This is a genomic window from Actinoplanes palleronii (assembly GCF_016862315.1).
Classification (GTDB): domain Bacteria; phylum Actinomycetota; class Actinomycetes; order Mycobacteriales; family Micromonosporaceae; genus Actinoplanes; species Actinoplanes palleronii.
Map to the genome: position 1 here is coordinate 96260 of NZ_BOMS01000043.1, position 17440 is coordinate 113699.

The 17440-nt window shown below is 70.5% G+C and carries 13 protein-coding genes; 8 read left to right on the forward strand and 5 right to left on the reverse strand.

All coding sequences use genetic code 11. The features are described 5' to 3' along the window. Nucleotides 1-35 precede the first annotated feature (35 nt). Nucleotides 36-1028 carry a hypothetical protein gene (locus Apa02nite_RS15645; RefSeq protein ID WP_203825573.1) on the reverse strand — a complete coding sequence of 331 codons (993 nt, stop codon included), beginning with the start codon at nt 1026-1028 and terminating at the stop codon, nt 36-38. A 163-nt stretch (nt 1029-1191) separates the two neighbouring features. On the opposite strand from Apa02nite_RS15645, the gene Apa02nite_RS15650 reads away from it, so the two are divergent. Then, on the forward strand, nt 1192-2022 hold the full coding sequence (locus tag Apa02nite_RS15650; protein ID WP_203825574.1) for a TrmH family RNA methyltransferase: 831 nt from the start codon (nt 1192-1194) through the stop codon (nt 2020-2022). Here Apa02nite_RS15650 and Apa02nite_RS15655 read toward each other — a convergent pair. Further along, nucleotides 2019-3113 (reverse strand): alpha/beta hydrolase, encoded by a 1095-nt coding sequence (locus Apa02nite_RS15655; protein WP_239164332.1) that lies wholly within the window; start codon nt 3111-3113, stop codon nt 2019-2021. The genes Apa02nite_RS15650 and Apa02nite_RS15655 overlap by 4 nt on opposite strands. Nucleotides 3114-3296: 183 nt before the next feature. Here Apa02nite_RS15655 and Apa02nite_RS15660 point away from each other — a divergent pair, with 183 nt between their 5' ends. From Apa02nite_RS15660 to Apa02nite_RS15670, 3 genes are all read left to right on the forward strand, one after another. Continuing rightward, on the forward strand, nt 3297-4319 hold the full coding sequence (locus Apa02nite_RS15660; protein WP_067688853.1) for a LacI family DNA-binding transcriptional regulator: 1023 nt from the start codon (nt 3297-3299) through the stop codon (nt 4317-4319). A gap of 118 nt (nt 4320-4437) precedes the next feature. After that, on the forward strand, nt 4438-6291 hold the full coding sequence (locus Apa02nite_RS15665; RefSeq protein WP_203825576.1) for a ricin-type beta-trefoil lectin domain protein: 1854 nt from the start codon (nt 4438-4440) through the stop codon (nt 6289-6291). Continuing rightward, entirely contained in the window at nt 6291-8465 is a 2175-nt protein-coding gene (locus tag Apa02nite_RS15670) for a carbohydrate-binding protein (protein ID WP_203825577.1), read from the forward strand. The genes Apa02nite_RS15665 and Apa02nite_RS15670 overlap by 1 nt, the downstream gene beginning before the upstream one ends. Nucleotides 8466-8762: 297 nt before the next feature. Here the strand turns inward: Apa02nite_RS15670 and Apa02nite_RS15675 are convergent, their stop codons facing one another. Continuing rightward, nucleotides 8763-9401: a nuclear transport factor 2 family protein gene (locus Apa02nite_RS15675; RefSeq protein ID WP_203825578.1), complete on the reverse strand. Its 639-nt coding sequence runs from the start codon at nt 9399-9401 to the stop codon at nt 8763-8765. Between the two features lie 150 nt (nt 9402-9551). Next, on the reverse strand, nt 9552-10727 hold the full coding sequence (locus tag Apa02nite_RS15680; protein WP_203825579.1) for a trans-sulfuration enzyme family protein: 1176 nt from the start codon (nt 10725-10727) through the stop codon (nt 9552-9554). Nucleotides 10728-10791: 64 nt separating this feature from the next. On the opposite strand from Apa02nite_RS15680, the gene Apa02nite_RS15685 reads away from it, so the two are divergent. After that, nucleotides 10792-12270, forward strand: coding sequence for an aminotransferase-like domain-containing protein (locus Apa02nite_RS15685; RefSeq protein ID WP_203825580.1), 1479 nt, complete (start codon nt 10792-10794; stop codon nt 12268-12270). A gap of 269 nt (nt 12271-12539) precedes the next feature. On the opposite strand, the gene Apa02nite_RS15690 is transcribed toward Apa02nite_RS15685, so the two are convergent. Next, nucleotides 12540-13811 (reverse strand): hypothetical protein, encoded by a 1272-nt coding sequence (locus Apa02nite_RS15690; RefSeq protein WP_203825581.1) that lies wholly within the window; start codon nt 13809-13811, stop codon nt 12540-12542. A gap of 58 nt (nt 13812-13869) precedes the next feature. On the opposite strand from Apa02nite_RS15690, the gene Apa02nite_RS15695 reads away from it, so the two are divergent. The 3 genes from Apa02nite_RS15695 to Apa02nite_RS15705 all read left to right on the forward strand — a co-directional run. Beyond that, complete coding sequence (locus Apa02nite_RS15695; RefSeq protein WP_203825582.1) at nt 13870-14379, forward strand: acyl-CoA thioesterase; 510 nt, start codon at nt 13870-13872, stop codon at nt 14377-14379. A gap of 49 nt (nt 14380-14428) precedes the next feature. Continuing rightward, nucleotides 14429-16351: an acetoacetate--CoA ligase gene (locus tag Apa02nite_RS15700; RefSeq protein WP_203825590.1), complete on the forward strand. Its 1923-nt coding sequence runs from the start codon at nt 14429-14431 to the stop codon at nt 16349-16351. A gap of 63 nt (nt 16352-16414) precedes the next feature. Beyond that, on the forward strand, nt 16415-17440 hold a 1026-nt coding region (locus tag Apa02nite_RS15705), incomplete at its 3' end, for a glycoside hydrolase family 64 protein (RefSeq protein WP_203825583.1).

Sequence of the window (17440 nt, forward strand, 5' to 3'; positions counted from 1 at the left end):
CCCGAGGGGTGCCGGCCTTGCGGAGAGGGACGTGCCTACTTCTTGGTGACGACGACCTTCTTGCCGGACGCCTTGATCGTGTAGATCACCTTCACGCCGGTCCACGGGTTCTTCGCGTAGATCCGCACCCCGCCGGTGATGTTGGTGACCGTGACGACCTTGACCTTGGCGGTCTTGTTGAACGTCGCGCCGTCCCGCTTGACGACCTTGCGCAGCACCGAGACCTTGACGGTGTGCTTGTTCGCCGCGGTGCGCACGTCGGCCGCGCTCTTCTTGGCCAGCTTCTGCACGTCGGTGGCCAGGTTGACGTAGGCCACCGCCTTGGTCAGCGTGGCGAGGCCGACGGTCTGCGCGGTGGTCGGCAGGGTGACCGTCTGCGCGCCGTACCGCCAGGCGAACGTCGCGGTCATGTAGTGCGCGTAGCCGAGGGTGGCACCGGTGAGCACGCCGGCCGCGTTCACCTGCAGGGCGTAGTCGCCCTCGTCGCCGTCGCTGTACTTGTAGGTGGTCGACCCGTCGTCGTGCACGGTCTTGGTGCCGGCGTAGTCGTTGTCGTCGGTCAGCACGACGGCCGGGTCGGCGCTGTTGTCCCGGGCCCAGGAGACCGCGTTGAGCTTGGTGTTCGTGGTGAACACGAACGTCGCGGACGGCTTGCGGATCATCTTGACCGCGGCCTTCTGCTTCTTCGAGCTCAGCGGCTCGTACAGGCCCTTCTTGCTGACCGCGTACGTGGTGCTGTGCTCGTAGGGCAGGGCCAGCTTGACGTACGCGCGGCCGGCGAGCGGGTCGGTGACGAACGTCGCGGTCCCGCTCGCGTCGTCGGCCTTCATCGTGTAGTTGCCGGCCCAGCCCTTCGCCTCGGCGGCGCGAGTGGTGACCGCTGCCGCGTCGAGCGCCTTGGCCATCTCGGTCTTGCTCAGCGTCGTGGTGGTGTCAGCGGCGAAGGCGGCGCCGGGGACGGCGAGCACGCCGGCTGCGGCGACCGAGGCGGTGGCCAGCAGCAGAGCCGGCCGGAGAGTGCGGAGCACCAGAGGTGTCCTTTCGAGGCGTGGACGATACGTCACCGTCGCGTCGGTAACGCTGGCACGATAACCCATGTGATCAATGGTTCGGCAGGGTCGATCCGGCCTTTTCTGATCATCGAGTGGGTCGAGTCCGGCGCGCCGGTCCCCGGCTGCTTGGATAGTGCGAATGGGCAGGACATTGCGGATCAGCGCTCGGAACGCCACCTTCCAGCAGTGGCAGGCGCTGCTCGCCAACCGCACCAAGCGGCACCGGGCCGGTGAGTTCCTGGTCCAGGGCGTGCGCCCGATCAGCCAGGCGCTCGAGCACGGCTGGCCGGTGCACGCGCTGCTGCTCGACGACACCCGGCGGCTCTCCGACTGGAGCCGCGACGTGCTCGACCGGACACCGGACGCGGCCCGGTTCTCGCTCAGCGAGGAGCTGATGCACGAGCTGGGCGGCAAGGACGAGGAGGTGCCCGAGCTGCTCGCCGTGGTCGGGATGGCGGCCGACGACGTGACCCGGGCGGTGCGTCACCAGCCGGACCTGCTGACCCTGGTCTTCGACCGGCCGACCAACCCGGCCAACGTCGGCGCGTTGATCCGGTCGGCGGACGCGTTCGGCGCCACCGGCCTGGTGATCACCGGGCACGCGGCCGACCCGTACGACCCGAAGGCCGTGCGGGCCAGCACCGGGTCGCTGTTCGCGCTGCCCGTGGTGCAGGTCGCCAGCCATCGCGAGGTGGTCGACGAGGTGATCGCGCTGCGCCGCGCGGGACTGCCGGTGGAGATCCTCGGCAGCGACGAGGGCGGCGACGTCGACCTGGCCGGGCATGACCTCACCGGGCCGAAGGTGATCGCGATCGGGAACGAGACCCGGGGGCTGAGCGGCGCGTGGCGGGCCGCCTGCGACCAGATCCTGCGGATCCCGATGGCCGGCGCCGCCAGCTCGCTGAACGCGTCCGTGGCCGGCACCGTCGTTCTCTACGAGGCCGCCCGTCAGCGCGCCGCCACGGCCTAGGCGCCGAGCAACCGGCCGCGGGAGGAACGCGGCTCGGCGGCCGCCCCGCTGAGGCTGGTCGCGAGCTGATCCGGGTTCGCCGCGCCGCCGCTGACCCCGCCGACCGCAGCCGGTACCGGCGTGCCGATGCTGATCTGGGCCATCGCGGCCAGGGCCGACGTGTCGGCCTCGAAATAGCCGTCGTGGCCGGTCACGTCGCCGGCGGGCAGTGGCAGCGCGCCGAACGCCGGGTCGATCGGCAGCCGGCCGTGCCCGAGACCGAACACCCGGATCCCGGGCAGTTTGCGGGTCCAGTCGTCCGGGGCGCTGCCCGCCCAGACCCGGGCGCCGCCGCCCAGCGCCGCGCGGTCGCCGACACCCATACCCGGGCTGCCGATCGCCACGATGTCAGTGACCTGCTCGGGCAGGTGCGCGGCGGCGCGACCGGCGACGATCGACCCGTAGCTGTGCCCGATCACCACGATCTCCCGGTCCGGCCGGTCCGCCACCAGGCCGTCGGCGAACCGCTCCAGCGCGAGGGCGCCGGCCGCGGCCCGATCCTCGCGCAGTGCGGCCCGGCGGACGCCCTCCGGCGGGTCGTAGCCCAGCCAGGCGATCACCGCGACCCGGGCGGCCGGCTCGGCGGCCCGGATCCGCTGGTAGAGCTGTTTTGCCTGCCAGGCCGGGGCGCGGCGTTCGACGTGACCGAGCCCGGTGTCGAAGTTGGCCAGCGTGTCGTCCACGCCGGGGATCAGGATCGCCACCCGCCGCGCGGTGGCCAGGTCGCCGAGCACCTCGACGATCCGGCCGTCGCCGCGCCGGTCCAGGGCCATGATCTGCCGGCCGGCGAACTCCCCGCTGCGGTTCGCGGCATAACGCAGCCGCAGCGGGACGCCGTCCAGGTTGCCGATCACGCCCGGGTGGTCGCGGGCCATCCGGTCCGCCTCGGCCGGCGGGAGGGCCGCGAAGAACGCGGCGACCTGTGCCGGGCTGGCGGTCGTCGGGTCCGGCAGGCCCCGCGGGTCGGCCCGCCACGCCGCGGCCCCGGCGGGTGCGGTGGCGATCGCCTCGGTCGGCCCGAACAGCCACACCGCAGGCAGTGCGAGCAGCACGGCCGTAACAATCCACAAGCGACTCATGGTTCCCCTCCCGCGCCGATGTCCGGTCTGCGGGAAAGGTAGGAAGACGGCCTTCTGCCGGTCGTCACTCCGTGGCGGGAGTTCACGGGTGGTACCGCGGGACTACCGGGTCACCCTGCGGTAGGGTACGAAAAGATCCTGGTCTATGCTTTATGCGTGAAACAAGGCGATGAAACAAGAGTCACCGTACGCGATCTCGCCGCCCGCACCGGCCTCTCCATCGCCACCGTCTCCCGGGTGCTCAACGACCGCGCCAACGTCGCGCCGGACACCCGCGACAAGGTGCTGCGGGCGATGCACACGCTGGGCGGCCGGGCGCCGCGCCGGCGGGGCGCCCGGTCACAGGCAGCCGGCGTCTTCGTGCGCTGCCCGTACGTGCTGACCGACTACTTCGGACTGATCGTCTCCGCGGTGGCCGAGGCGCTCGAGCCGCACGGCCTGCACGTGATCCTGAACGCCGGCACCGCCGCGCAGCAGGCCCGGGTGCTGCCCACCCTGCCGGAGCGCCGGGACGTGGCCGGCGCGGTGCTGATCCTGCCGCCCGAGCCGGGTGCCGACCTGGTCCGGCTGCGCGACCGCGGCTTCCCGTTCGTGCTGGTCGACCCGCGGATCTCGCCGCCGCGCGACGTGGCAGCGGTCTCCGCCGCGCACTTCGCCGGCGCCCGCGCGCTGACCGCGCACCTGATCGAGCTGGGTCACCGCCGGATCGGCATCATCGGCGGCCCGCGGGACTGGCTGGCCAGCGACAACCGCTTCCACGGCTACCTCGCGCCGCTGGCCGAGGCGGGCGTGCTGCACGCGCCGGAGCTGACCCGGTTCGTGGCCGAGCCGACCACCGCGCTGGGTCACCGGGCCGCCGCCGAGCTGCTCGACCTGCCGGAGCGGCCGACCGCGCTGCTGGCGTTCAACGACAAGATGGCGGTCGGCGCGCTGCGGGCGGCCGCCGAACGGGGCCTGCGGGTGCCGCAGGACCTGTCGGTGGCCGGTTTCGACGACATAGATCTCGGCTCGGCCTGTGACCCGATGCTGACCACGGTGCGGCAGCCGCTCGGCGAGATGGGCCGGATGGCGGTGCACCTGCTGCTCCGGATGCTCGGCGGGCACCGGCTGGACGCGTTGCACCTGGAGCTCGGCACGGAACTCGTGGTGCGCGGCTCGACCGGCCCGGCGCCTGCTTGACGTGTTTCACGGTTCCGGAACCGAAACGACTCATCCGGAACCCCCTACTCATTGACTGACGTATTTGGCAAAGGTTTCCTTCCTGTTACGCCATCCCCTTCCCTCGAGGGAGTCAGTCATGCGCAAGACCCTGCTCGCCGCCGCGGTTCTGGCCGGCAGCGTGCTCTACGCGCCGGCCGCGCTCGCCGCCGGCGAGGCTGTCAACGTCTACCTCACCACCACATCGGACAGTGCCGGCCGCACTGTCACCCGCGGGCTGCAGCAGCAGGCGGCCGTCGCGTTCGGCCCGGCCGGCGGCAGCGCCGGCACCACCATCACCGTCAACGAGGCCACCGGCTACCAGACCTTCGAGGGCGGTGGCGCCTCGATCACCGACACCACCGCGTACCTGATGCGGGGCGGCCCGATCAGCGCGACCACCCGGGACGCCGTGATGAGCAAGCTGTTCAGCCCCACGAACGGCATCGGGCTCTCGTTCGTCCGCAACCCGATCGGCGCGTCCGACCTGTCCCGGCCCGGCAACGTCTCGCTCGACGACACCTGCTGCGACCTGAACGACTTCGGCGCCGGCGGCTACGACACGAACGTCCGGTTGCTCACCCAGCAGGCCAAGCAGCTCAACCCGGCCCTGCGGGTGATGGGCGTGCCGTGGAGCGCGCCGGGCTGGATGAAGGACAACGGCCGGATGGACCAGATGGGCTGGCTGAAGTTCGAGAACTACCCGACCTACGCGCAGTACCTGGTCAGGTACATCCAGAGCTACCAGGCGGCCGGCATCCCGGTCGACTACCTGTCGGTGCAGAACGAGCCGAACTGCTGCCAGGCCGGCAACCCGACCGCGATGAACTACCCCGGTATGAGCTGGAACCCGTCCGGCCTGGTGGAGTTCACCAAGAACTACATGTACCCGGCGCTGCGCTCGGCCGGGATCAACACCAAGGTGCTGGTCCACGACTGGAACTACGGCGACTACGCCAGCTTCGGCTCCGGCATCCTCAACGACGCCGGGATCCGCAGTGACCCGCTGTTCGGCGGGATCGCCTGGCACGGGTACGGCGGCAGCCCGACCATCGGTACCGACGTGCACAACCAGTACCCGGCCGTGAAGCAGTTCGAGACCGAGCACTCCGGCGGCACCTGGATCGGCAATCAGCAGAACGAGGACATGAACAACATCATCGACTACACCCGGAACTGGGGCAGCTCGGTGGTCAAGTGGAGCCTCGGCGTCAACCAGAGCATGGGCCCGCACAACGGCGGCTGCGGCACCTGCACCGGCTTCATCACCGTGCAGGAGGGCGGCGCCCGGGCCGGCCAGGTCGACTACACCGTCGAGTACTACACGATGGGGCACCTGACCAAGTTCGTGAAGCCGGGCGCGGTCCGGATCGACACCAACGCCACCAGCGCGGTGCCGAACGTGGCCTGGAAGAACCCGGACGGCTCGAAGGCGCTGATCGCGCACAACGGCGGCACGTCCAGCCAGTCGGTCCGGGTCAACTGGTCCGGCCAGTCGTTCACCTACACCCTGCCGGCCCGGACCACGGCGACGTTCACCTGGTCGGGCAGCACCGGCACCCCGCCGCAGACCGGCGGCACGATCACCGGGCTCGGCGGCAAGTGCGCGGACGTGGCCGGCGGCGTCACCACCAACGGGACCGCGGTCCAGCTCTACACGTGCAACGGCTCGACCGCGCAGCAGTGGACCCGGGCATCGGACGGGACGCTGCGCTCGCTCGGCAAGTGCCTGGACATCGTCGGGCCGAGCACCGCGGACGGCACGCTCGCCCACCTCTGGGACTGCCACACCGGCACCTCGCAGCAGTGGACCTATGACAGCGCGTCGCAGCACCTGGTCAACACGTACTCCGGGAAATGCCTCGACGTGAAGGACAACACCTCGGCGGACGGAACCCGCCTTCAGGTGTGGACGTGTGGCACCGGCGCCAACCAGAAGTGGGTGCTCAACTGATGCTGTTGCTCAAACCGCTCGTCGCGGCCGCGATGGCCGCCGGCTCCCTGGGCGTGCCCTCCGCGCACCCGGCGCCGATCGTCACCGGCACCTATTCGGCGGGCACCGCGCAGTGGCAGTCACTGCCGTCGACCCGGCTCACCACCTCGGCCAAGACCGCCGACGCCACCGTGGTGATCGACCCGAGCCGGACCGAGCAGACCTACTCCGGGATCGGCTTCTCGATCGACGAGACCGCGGTGTCGAACCTGTGGAAGCTCACCCCGGCCGAGCGGGACCGGGCGATCCGGCTGCTGGCCGACCCGCGGACCGGCGCCGGCCTTGACCGCTTCCGGCTCACCATCGGCAGCCCGGACCTGATCGAGCACCTGCCGTTCTGGTCCTATGACGACCTGCCGACCGGCGTCACCGAGGACTGGCAGCTCAAACACTTCTCCATCCAGCGCGACATCGACCTGCACATCGTCGACACGATCAAGCTGATCCAGAAGTACAACCCGAAGGCCACCTTCTTCGCGTCCGCGTGGAGCGCGCCGGCCTGGATGAAGACCAACAACAAGTTCCTCGGCGAGGTCGCCCTCAAGCCCGGCAGCACGACCGATTTCTACCAGGCCGGCAAGCTGCGCGACGACTGCATCGAGGTCTTCGCCAGGTATTACGTGAAGTACCTGCAGGCGTACGCCCGGCACGGCATCAAGGTCGACGCGATCACGCTGCTCAACGAACCGGGGATGGACGTGGTCTACCCGGCCATGGACATCAGCGTCGAGCAGCAGCAGAAGCTGTCGGTCGCGATCAAGCGGGAGTTCCGCAAGGCCGGGGTGCGCGCCGACCTCTACATCCACGACTTCAACTTCTGGGACTGGCGCGACCCGAACAGCACCGCGACCAAGAACTACTACCGGGTGCTCAACGACCCGAAGGCCGCGGCGGCTGCCGACGCGATCGCCTTCCACCCGTACTGGGGTGATCCGGTGGTGATGCGCGACGCCTATCAGCAGACCGGCAAGCCGGTGCACATGACCGAGACCAGCGATCTGTCGCCGGCCACCGTGCTGTCCTACTTCCGGCTGGACGCCAGCTCCTACATCCTCTGGGCGCAGGCCACCGACCAGGACGGCGGCACGCTGCACTGGACCGGCGAGCGCAACAACGACGTCGACTGGGACGAGGTCGCCCGCACCAGCAAATGGCCGGATCGCCTGGTCAAGGTCAACACCACCACCAAGACCTTTTCGGTACGAGGTGAGCTCTACCAGCTCGGCCAGTTCGCCAAGTACCTCACCCCGAAGCACGTCCGGGTGGAGTCCAGCGCCACCGACAACGGCGTGACGAGTGTGGTGTTCCGCGACCACGACGACTACGTCGCGATCCTCGGCAACGCCAACCCGGCGGCGACCTCCGTGCGGGTGCTCACCGGAGCCCGCTCGTTCACCACGACCGTGCCGGCCGGGGCGTACGCCACGTATCGCTGGAGCGGCGGCGAGCCGGACGCACGGCACAACCACGCCCCGCGTCTGGCCGGCGTTCCGGACGTGACCGCCGACCAGTACGGCACGACCCGGGTCCGGCTGCGCGCCACCGACGCCGACCGGGACCGGCTGGTCTTCTACGCCACCGACCTGCCGGCCGGCGCCCGCCTCGACGCGACGACCGGTGTGGTCACGCTGAACCCGCTCGCCGCCGGTGCCCAGCAGTTCACCGTCGCGGTCACCGACGGGAAGGCGCACGCGGAGACGACGGTGCACGTGACGGTCCGTCCGCACGGCGCGCCGGTCGGTGCCGTCGTGGAGGCCGAGGGGTACACCGCGCAGCACGGCTGGACCGAGGGCGGCGGAAACTTCGTCGAGAGCAACGCGGCGGCCAGCGGCGGCCACAACATCGGCTGGACCGCCGCCGGGAACTGGCTGTCCTACCGCGTCGAGGTGCCGGCCGGGACGTACCGCCTGCAGCTGCGGGTGGCGAACGGCAGCGGCGCCGAGGCGACCGGGGCGATCTCGATCCGGGACGCGTCCGGTGCGGTGTTGTCATCCGTTTCGGTTCCGGCCACCGGGGGATGGGGCACGTACCAAACGGTCGAGACGCCCATCTCGCTGGCTGATGGTGATCAGCTGATCACGGTCTACTGTGAAACCGGTGGGTTCAACCTGGACTACCTACGGCTGACTGTGTAGGGGCGGTCATCCGCCGGGCTGCCGGAGGCGTGCCACAAGTTCGCCTTCGGCAGCGTCGGACACCGGCACGGGTTTTCCGTGACCACCCACGGACGTCGCCCCGGAGGGCTTCGCGTTCTGGACGCGCCAGCGGCCAGCGAAGCCCGCAGGGGTCCCGGCGGGAGCGACGATCTGTACCCCGGCGGACGCACGACATCATGAATTTGATCTTGATGGTGATCAGTTGGTGCCGCCGGCCAGAACGGCACCAACCGCCGGATCAGCTCTTTGCGACCGGATCAGCTCTTTGCGACCGGATCAGCTCTTTGCGACCGGGCAGCCGCCGGTGAGGCTGCCGAGGAACGCGTTCGGGTCGTAGTAGTGCTCGACCTCGAGCAGTTTCAGGTCGTCGTTGACCTTGGCGACGCTCATGCCGAACATCTCGATGGTCTTCCCGTTCGGCTTGTGGCCGTGGTATTCGCCGTCGAACGAGCCCCAGTGCCGCCATTTGAAGGCGATCACCGGCGGCGGGCTGAGCACCTGCAGCACCTCCCAGTAGAAACCGTTCGGGAAAGCGCCGTGGAAGACGTCGTGCTGCCCGTCGAACGATTCGGCCTGGTAGAACGGGCTGTCACCGATCAGGACGTTGTAGCTGCCCTGGTCGGCGATGTCCTGAGAGGACGCCCAGCCGCCGCCGTTGACGTTGGTGCGGAAGTGCTCGGAGACCATCGAGACCCAGGTCGACGGCTCCTTCTTGTGCGAGACCTCCATCTCGAAGACCTGCACGATGGACTCGACGATGGCCTCGAGTGAGTTCGGCGCGTGGTCCGTGGTGCGCTGCCCGGGCATCACGGTGTGCGACAGGTGGTAGTCAGGCGTGCCGTGCCGGAACTCGGACGGATCGGCGGCCTCGATCACGGCGGAGCGGCCCTGCAGCCACAACGGCGTCTCAGACAATGTGGTCCTTCCAGCGAGGGGGCGAGGGGCCTCCCAGCGCGTTGCTTCTTGGTTACCCCCCGTAGTCCAAAAGCGTGACCACGATATCCACGTTGGACCGATCGCAAAAGACCGCATTGGTTAACAACAATTTGCAGAACGTCATACGCATTAACGAACGACTACATCCAGCGCCTGTTCCAGGTCTGCCACCAGGTCGTCCGGGTGCTCGATGCCGATGGCGATTCGGATGGTTCCGGGGCTTAGGTGTGATTCTTGGAGTTGCTCCGGAGTCAATTGCCGATGCGTGGTGCTCGCCGGATGCAGGATCAGGGAACCGGTGCTGCCCAATGACGCGGCGGCCCGGATGACCCGGAGCCGGCTCATCAGGCGGACCCCGGCGTCGTGACCGCCGGCCAGGTCGAAGCAGAACGCCCCCGGGAAACCACTGACAAAACCGGCGGCCACCGCGTGACTCGGGTGCGCCGGATCGCCCGGCCAGCGCACCGCCGCGACCGCGGGATGGCCGGCCAGCCAGCCGGCGACCCGGGCCACGTTCGCGGCGTGCCGTTCCATTCGCAGGGCGAGAGTGTGCAGGCCACGGATGGTCAGCCAGGCCGCGAACGGGTCGGCCGTCGCCCCGAACTCGACAGCGTGCTCCCAGAGCTTCTCGTAGCGGGCCCGGTCGGCGAAGACCGCGAGGCCGCCCGTCACATCGGAATGGCCGCCCAGGAACTTGGTCGCCGAGTGCACGACCACGTCGGCGCCGTGCTCGATCGGCCGGCAGAAGATCGGCGTGGCGAACGTGTTGTCGACGACGGTCAGCACGCCGGCCGCGCGGGCGATCGGCGCCAGCGCGGGCAGGTCGCTGACGTGGCCGGTCGGGTTGGCGACCGTCTCCAGGTAGAGGACCCGAGTCCGCGGGGTCAGCGCGGCGCGGAGTTCTTCCGGGTCGTGCCCGCCGATCCGGGTCACCTGGACGCCGAACCGGTTCGCCAGGTCCTGGAGTTGCGCGTGGGTGCCGCCGTAGACGTCGCGCTGGGCGATCACGTGGTCGCCGGTACCGAGCAGGCCGTTCAGCAGCATGGTGATGGCGCCCATGCCGGACGAGGTGGCGATCGCGGCGGCGCCGCCCTCCAGATCGGCGACCGCGTTCTCCAGGGCGCGGACCGTGGGGTTGGCGAACCGCGAGTAGGCGTACGCGCGGTCCGGGTGGTGCAGGCCGTCGGCGATCAGCTCCGGGTCGTCGAACGCGAACGACGACGTCTGGTAGATCGGCACGGACAGCGGCACACTCCCGTCCGGCACCGGCGCGGAGATGTGGACCATGCGGGTTTCGGGATGCATGCCACCGATGCTCCGCGCCCGGACCGCCCGGGGACAGAGCCATTGCCGATATATTGGTCCGTTGATGAGTCCAATACCGCCCGCGGAGCTCGCCGCCCGCCTCGGCCGCTGGTCGGCCGGCCGCGGCCCGCTCTACCTCCTGCTCGCCGGTCGCCTCCGGGCCCTGATCGACGACGGTGACCTGCCGCCCGGCACCGGGCTGCCCACCGACCGGGCCCTCGCCGCGGGGCTCTCCGCCGGGCGGACCACCGTGGTCGCCGCGTATGACCTGCTGCGCCAGGAGGGCCGGCTGGTCCGGCGGCAGGGCAGCGGTACCTGGGTGGCCGGGTCGCCGCCCGGATCACTGCACGCGACCGAGCCGACCGTGAACCCGGTCTTCCTGCACCTGCTCGACCCGCCCGACCACGTCGCGCAGTTCGCCTGCGCCGGGCCGACCGCGGCACCACCGGCGATCATCGCGGCCTATCGGACCGCGCTCGACGGTCTCGGCGGGCCCGACCTCGGCTACCACCCGGCCGGTCACCCACGGTTGCGGGACGCGCTGGCTGCCCGGTACACCGCGCGTGGGGTGCCCACCACGGCCGGGCAGATCCTGGTCACCACGGGCGGTCAGCAGGCGTTGGCGCTGCTGGCCCGGGCGCTCGTCGCGCCCGGCGCCGAGGTGCTGGTCCAGGCGCCGACGTACCCCGGGGCGTTGGAGATCTTTCGCGAGTCGGCGGCGGCTTTGCGGCCGGTCCCGACCGATTTTGAGGGGTACGAGGGGGAGCTCGCGCGGCGCCCCGCGATGGCCTATCTGATCGCGCTGTGTCACAACCCGACGGGTCGCAGCCTGCCCTCGCCGGAGCGCCGGGCGATCGTGGCAGCCGCCGTGGCCGAGGGCGTACCCCTGATCGTCGACGACGTGCTGGCGGAGCTGTCCTTCCCAGCCCCCGCACTCTTGTCAGCCGCCGTGCCCACCGCTTTCGTGCCGGCCGCCGTGCCCACCGCGGCGTTCGCACCGGGCGCTGATGAGCTGATCACGGTGGGGTCGCTGAGCAAGCTGGTCTGGGGCGGACTGCGGATCGGCTGGGTGCGGGCGCAGCCGGCGTTGATCGGTCGCCTCGGCCGGCTCAAGGCGGTCAACGACCTGGGCAGCGGCGTGCTCGACCAGCTCGCCGCGGCAGAACTGCTCACCGACCTGGACACGCTGATCGCCTCGCGCGCGGAGGTGCTCGCCACCCGGCACGATCATCTCTGTGCTGAGCTGCGGAAACACCTGCCGGACTGGCAGTTCGAGCCGGCCGTCGGCGGGCAGACCCTCTGGGTACGGCTGCCCTACGGCGACGCCGCCTCCTACGCACAGGCCGCGCTGCGGCAGGGTGTCGCGGTGCTGCCCGGCGGTTCGCTGGACCCGTCCGGCGGGAGCGGCGGCCACCTGCGGATCCCGTTCGTCGCGGAGCCGGCGGTGTTGACCGCCGGGGTGCAGGCGATGGCCGAGGCCTGGCGCGGCTTCACCGCCCGGTCACCGGCCGCCCCACCACCGCTTCCCGCCATCGCCGTCTGACCCCCACCAGGCCCGAAGCGCACCGCAACTCCCCACGCAGCCCGGCCAGCGAGCGTGTGTGTGAAGTTTGGGTGCGGAGCGCACCGCAACTTCACACGCTGCCCTGTCAGCGGGCGTGTGTGTGAAGTTTGGGTGCGGAGCGCACCCAAACTTCACACGTTGCCCGGTCAGCGGGCGTGTGTGTGAAGTTTGGGTGCGGAGCGGACCGTAAGTCCCCACGTTGCCCGGTCGGTGGGCGTGTGTGGGGAGTTTGGGTGCGGAGCGCGCCGCTAGTTCACACGCTGGGTGGGGATTTTGAGGATTTCGGTGTGTTCGCTGGGCGGGGTGACCAGGGCTACCGCGGAGAGCACCTCGGTTTCCTCGTCTCCCGGCTTCTGGCTTGCCGGGGTGGGGCCGGCCGCCGGCTGGAGCGGGATCGCCACGGTCCGGTCGGGGTCGTTCGAGGGGGTTTCGGCAGCGCTTTTTCCGGCGTTCGCGGTGATAGCTGGATTGGCGGTAATGCCGGATTTATTAGAATTGGGTGCTTCGGGAGTGCGGGAAACCGGCCCACCGAGGACGGTGGTCGGCTCCTCGTCAGAACTCCGAGCCGCGACGACCGGGGCCGCCGGGATCGAGGCGGCAGTGGCCGGGATCGAGGCGGCGGCCGGGGCTGCGACGGCCGGGGTGGCCGGGATCGGGGCGGCGGTGGCCGGGGCGGCGGTGGCCGGGATCGAGGCGGCGGCGGCCGGGGCTGCGGGGGTCGGGGCGGCGGTGGCCGCGGGCAGCATCATCGTGGCGTCAGCCGAAGCCGAAGCCGAAGCCGAAGACGAAGCCGAAGACGGAGCGCGGGCCGGGGTTGGGGGCGGGGCAGGTGCCAGGGGTGCCGTGGGCTCGGCGGGGGTCAGGACGGCCGTGGGTTCGGCGTGCGTCAGAGGCGCCGTCGGCTCGGCGGCCGGCGTACGGAGCAATTGGGTGCGGTCGGCGGAAGCCGAAGACGACGCGGCCTGCGCCGGGATCGCGACCGTGAGCTCGGCCGGCTGGCGCGGCGGCACCTGCTGCCCGGTCCGCAGCACTGTCGTCCGCTCGGCGGCGATGGAGTCGCCGGCGACCTTGGCCGATCCGCGGAACCGGCCGATCTCGCCGATGATCGGCAGCACCGGCGGCTCGTAGCGGGCCCAGCGGCGGGCGCTCAGCGCGGTGCAGAGCAGGGGCACCGCGAGCAGCGCGGCCAGGCCGTAGCCCGGGCGGCTCAGGTCGAAGTCGGCCTTGACCACGTCCGGTGACCAGATCCCGGCGTACGACTCCGGTGCGGTCCATGCCCAGTACGTCACACCCAGGTACGCCGCTCCGGCCAGGGTCGGCCCGGCCGGCGAGATCGGCGTGAACGCCATGATCGCGTGCAGGATGCCGGCGAAGACCAGGAGCAGCAGGCCGCTCAGCGACTCGGCGGTGAACAGGTCCCGCCCGCGGCTGACGAGGTCGTGGGTGAAACCGACACCGGCCAGCACCCAGATGGCGGGCGCGAGCACGAGCGCGTAGAGGATCGACCGGAGGTGGCGCATGATCCGGCAGGCTACTCCGGCCCGGCAACGACCGCTAAGCGCGTCGTAATGTGCCGGCATGGACGAACAGCTCACGGGACGACCCATCGCACACAGCCGCGTCACGCTCAGCAAGATCATGACAGCGATCGACGTGAATCTGTACGGAACGGTGCATGGCGGCGTGCTGATGAAGTTCGTCGACGACGTGGCCGGCGCGGCGGCCGCCCGGCACAGCGGTGGCACCGCGGTCACCGCCGCGATCGACGAGATCGTGTTCCTGGAGCCGGTCCGGGTCGGTGACCTGGTGCACGCGTATGCGCAGGTCAACTGGACCGGCAAGAGCTCGATGGAGGTCGGCGTGAAGCTGGCCGCGGAACGCTGGGACGTGTTCGGCGCGCCGCCGCTTCCGGTGGCCACCGCTTACCTGGTGTTCGTGGCGGTGGATGTGGCCGGCCACCCGCGCCAGGTCCCGCCTGTGGTGATGACCGACATGGACGACCAGCGCCGCTTCAAGGAAGCTTTGATCCGCCGTGACCATCGTCTCGCGAGGCGCGCCGCCATCCAGCGCGCCCGGGCCGAGGAGTGACGTCCGCGACCGGCTGAATGAACGTTAGGGTGAGCGCATGACGGTGACGATGGGCACAGTCCTCTGGGAGCCGCCGGCGAACGTCCGGGAGACGTCCCGGATCGGCGACTATCTCGAGTGGCTGCGGCGCGAACGCGGGCTGACCTTCCCGGACTACGCGGCGCTGTGGGAGTGGTCGGTCACCGACCTGTCCTCGTTCTGGGAGTCCATCTGGGAGTACTTCGGCGTGGTCGCGCACCACGCGCCGGTCACGGTGCTGGACAGCCCGGAGATGCCCGGCGCACGCTGGTTCCCCGGCGCCACGCTCAACTACGCCGAGAACGTGCTCCGGATGCCCGGCATCGGTGACGACGAGCCGGTCGTCCTGGCGTACTCCCAAAGCCGCGAACCGATCACCCTGACCGCGCGGCAGCTCCGTGAGCAGGTGCGGCGCGTGCGTGCCGGGCTGAAGGCCCGCGGTGTGCAGAAGGGCGACCGGGTCGCGGCCTACGCGCCGAACATCCCGGAGACCTACGTCCTGATGCTGGCCACCGCGAGCCTCGGCGCGACGTTCTCGTCCTGCGCGCCGGAGTTCGGTTCCCGCAGCGTGATCGACCGCTGGAGCCAGATCGAGCCGAAGGTGCTGGTCGCGGCCGACGGCTACCGGTACGGCGACAAGCCGATCGACAGGTCCCAGGAGATCGTGGCGATCAAGTCAGCGCTGCCGTCCGTCGATCACGTCATCACCATCGGATACCTCAACGGTGGCGGCGACTGGGACGAGCTGGACGGCGACGACGAGCTGGCCTTCGAGCCGGTGCCCTTCGACCACCCGCTCTACGTGCTCTACAGCTCCGGCACCACCGGGCTGCCCAAGCCGATCGTGCACGGCCACGGCGGGATCCTGCTGGAGCACCTGAAGATCCTCGCGCTGCACCACGACCTCGGCCCGTCCGACCGGTTCTTCTGGTTCACCACCACCGGCTGGATGATGTGGAACTACCTGGCCAGCGGCCCGGCCGTCGGCGCCGCGATCGTGATGTTCGACGGCAATCCGGGCTGGCCCGACCTGTCCACCCTCTGGGAGCTCGTCGACACCGCCGGTATCACGTATTTCGGCACGTCAGCGCCGTTCCTGATGGCCTGCCGCAAGGCCGGTCTGACGCCGGGCAAGCGGCTCAAGGGGGTCGGTTCGACCGGCGCGCCGCTGCCCGCCGAGGGCTACGCGTGGGTCTACGAGGCGGTCGGCCGCGACCTGCAGCTGGTGTCGCTCTCCGGCGGCACCGACGTGTGCACCGGCTTCGTCGGCGGCGCGCCGATGCTGCCGGTCCGCGCCGGGGTGATCTCCGGCCGCAGCCTGGGCGCCCGGGTGGAGGCCCTGGACAGCGCGGGCAAGCCGGTCATCGGCGAGCTGGGCGAGCTGGTGATCACCGCGCCGATGCCGAGCATGCCGGTCGGCTTCTGGGGCGACGTCGACGGCTCGCGCTACCGCGAGGCGTATTTCGACGTCTTCCCGGGCGTCTGGCGGCACGGCGACTGGATCACCATCGGCGAGGACGGCAGCTGTGTGATCACCGGCCGGTCGGACGCCACGTTGAACCGGGGCGGGGTGCGGCTGGGCACCTCGGAGTTCTACTCGGTGGTGGAGAGCCTGCCCGAGGTCGCCGACGCGCTGGTGGTGCACCTGGACCTGCCCGACGACCCGAACGGCGAGCTGTTGCTGTTCGTGGTCCCGGCCGAGGGGGTCGAGGTCGACGACGCGATGCGCGCGCGGATCGCCCGGGAGCTGCGCGCGTCACTGTCGCCGCGGCACATTCCCGACAAGATCTATTCGGTACGGGCGGTGCCCCGGACGCTGTCCGGCAAGAAGCTCGAAGTCCCGGTGAAGCGGATCCTGACCGGCACCCCGGTGGAGTCGGCTGCCGCCAAGGGGGCGCTGGCCAACCCGGAGTCGCTCACCGCGTTCGCCGAGTTGGCCGCGGAGCGGGGATAACACAAACCCGCGGGCAGTGCTCGTCACGTTGACCGTCGATGGGCGCCCGGCCACGCTGGCCGGGTGCCCACGCTGCCCTCTCGCTGGCTGCCGGCCGTCGCCGTTCTCCTGACGGTCGCCGGCTGTGCCCCGTCGCCGGCCCCGTCCGCTGCCGCCGCTCCGTCTTCTGTCGCCGGGCCGGCCGCGGTCGTCCCTCCGGTCGCGGTCGCCCCCTCGGTCGTGGTGTCCCCGGCCGCACCGTCGGTCGCGCCCAGCCGCACGCCCTCCGTCTCCCCGTCCCCCTCGGTGAAGCGGAAGCCCGCTTCCTTCTGGGGCGACACCTCGGGCATCCCGAAGGCGAAGAACGTGCTGACCGTCAAGGTGCTGAACCGCACGAACGGCGCCTACCCGGACAGCAAGGTGTTCTGGACCTTCGACGGGCGGACCCGGTCCATCGCACAGCAGCCCTACCTGGACATGCCGGCCAATTCGTCCGGCCGGATGTATTTCCACCTCGGCTCGCCGACCGGCAAGTACGCCGACTTCATCGAGTTCACCGTGGGGCCGGACCAGTTCAACGGCAACACCACCCGGGTCGACGCGTTCGTCCTCAAGATCGCGATGCGGCTGCACGCCGCGGACGGCTTCGACCAGGCGGTAGGGGAGAAGCCGGCGCTGTTCAGCGAGTCGCGGGCGGCCACCTTCGCCAGGTTCCGAGCCGCCGTGCCGGCCGAATTCGATCACCTGGCCCAGGGCACCGACAAGATCCTCTCGCCGGGCGGGGACCCGGAGTTCCGGCCCGGCGGCACCTACGCGGACTACTACGCCGACTACACGAACGCCGCCACCAGCGCGGAGATCCTCGGGTGCAGCGGGCCGCTCGGCGGCGACCCGGACCGGTGTGCCGCGCTGAACCGGCACGTCACCACGGCACAGGCGAACAAGCCGGGTGCGTACTACCGGAGCGCGCCGGCGAACTTCTACGCGAAGTTCTGGCACGACAACGCGATCGACGGCCGGGCCTACGGATTTCCGTACGACGACGTGAACTCCCAGTCGACGTACGTCTCCCACGCAGACCCGGCCTACCTGCTGGTGGCCGTCGGGTAC

Bases quoted from the DNA above. Each gene is read 5' to 3' on its own strand.
- Apa02nite_RS15650 (WP_203825574.1), top strand. From the start codon at position 1,192: ATGGGCAGGACATTGCGGATCAGCGCTCGGAACGCCACCTTCCAGCAG.
- Apa02nite_RS15665 (WP_203825576.1), top strand. From the start codon at position 4,438: ATGCGCAAGACCCTGCTCGCCGCCGCGGTTCTGGCCGGCAGCGTGCTC.
- Apa02nite_RS15670 (WP_203825577.1), top strand. From the start codon at position 6,291: ATGCTGTTGCTCAAACCGCTCGTCGCGGCCGCGATGGCCGCCGGCTCC.
- Apa02nite_RS15680 (WP_203825579.1), bottom strand. From the start codon at position 10,727: ATGCATCCCGAAACCCGCATGGTCCACATCTCCGCGCCGGTGCCGGAC.
- Apa02nite_RS15685 (WP_203825580.1), top strand. From the start codon at position 10,792: ATGAGTCCAATACCGCCCGCGGAGCTCGCCGCCCGCCTCGGCCGCTGG.
- Apa02nite_RS15690 (WP_203825581.1), bottom strand. From the start codon at position 13,811: ATGCGCCACCTCCGGTCGATCCTCTACGCGCTCGTGCTCGCGCCCGCC.
- Apa02nite_RS15695 (WP_203825582.1), top strand. From the start codon at position 13,870: ATGGACGAACAGCTCACGGGACGACCCATCGCACACAGCCGCGTCACG.
- Apa02nite_RS15700 (WP_203825590.1), top strand. From the start codon at position 14,429: ATGGGCACAGTCCTCTGGGAGCCGCCGGCGAACGTCCGGGAGACGTCC.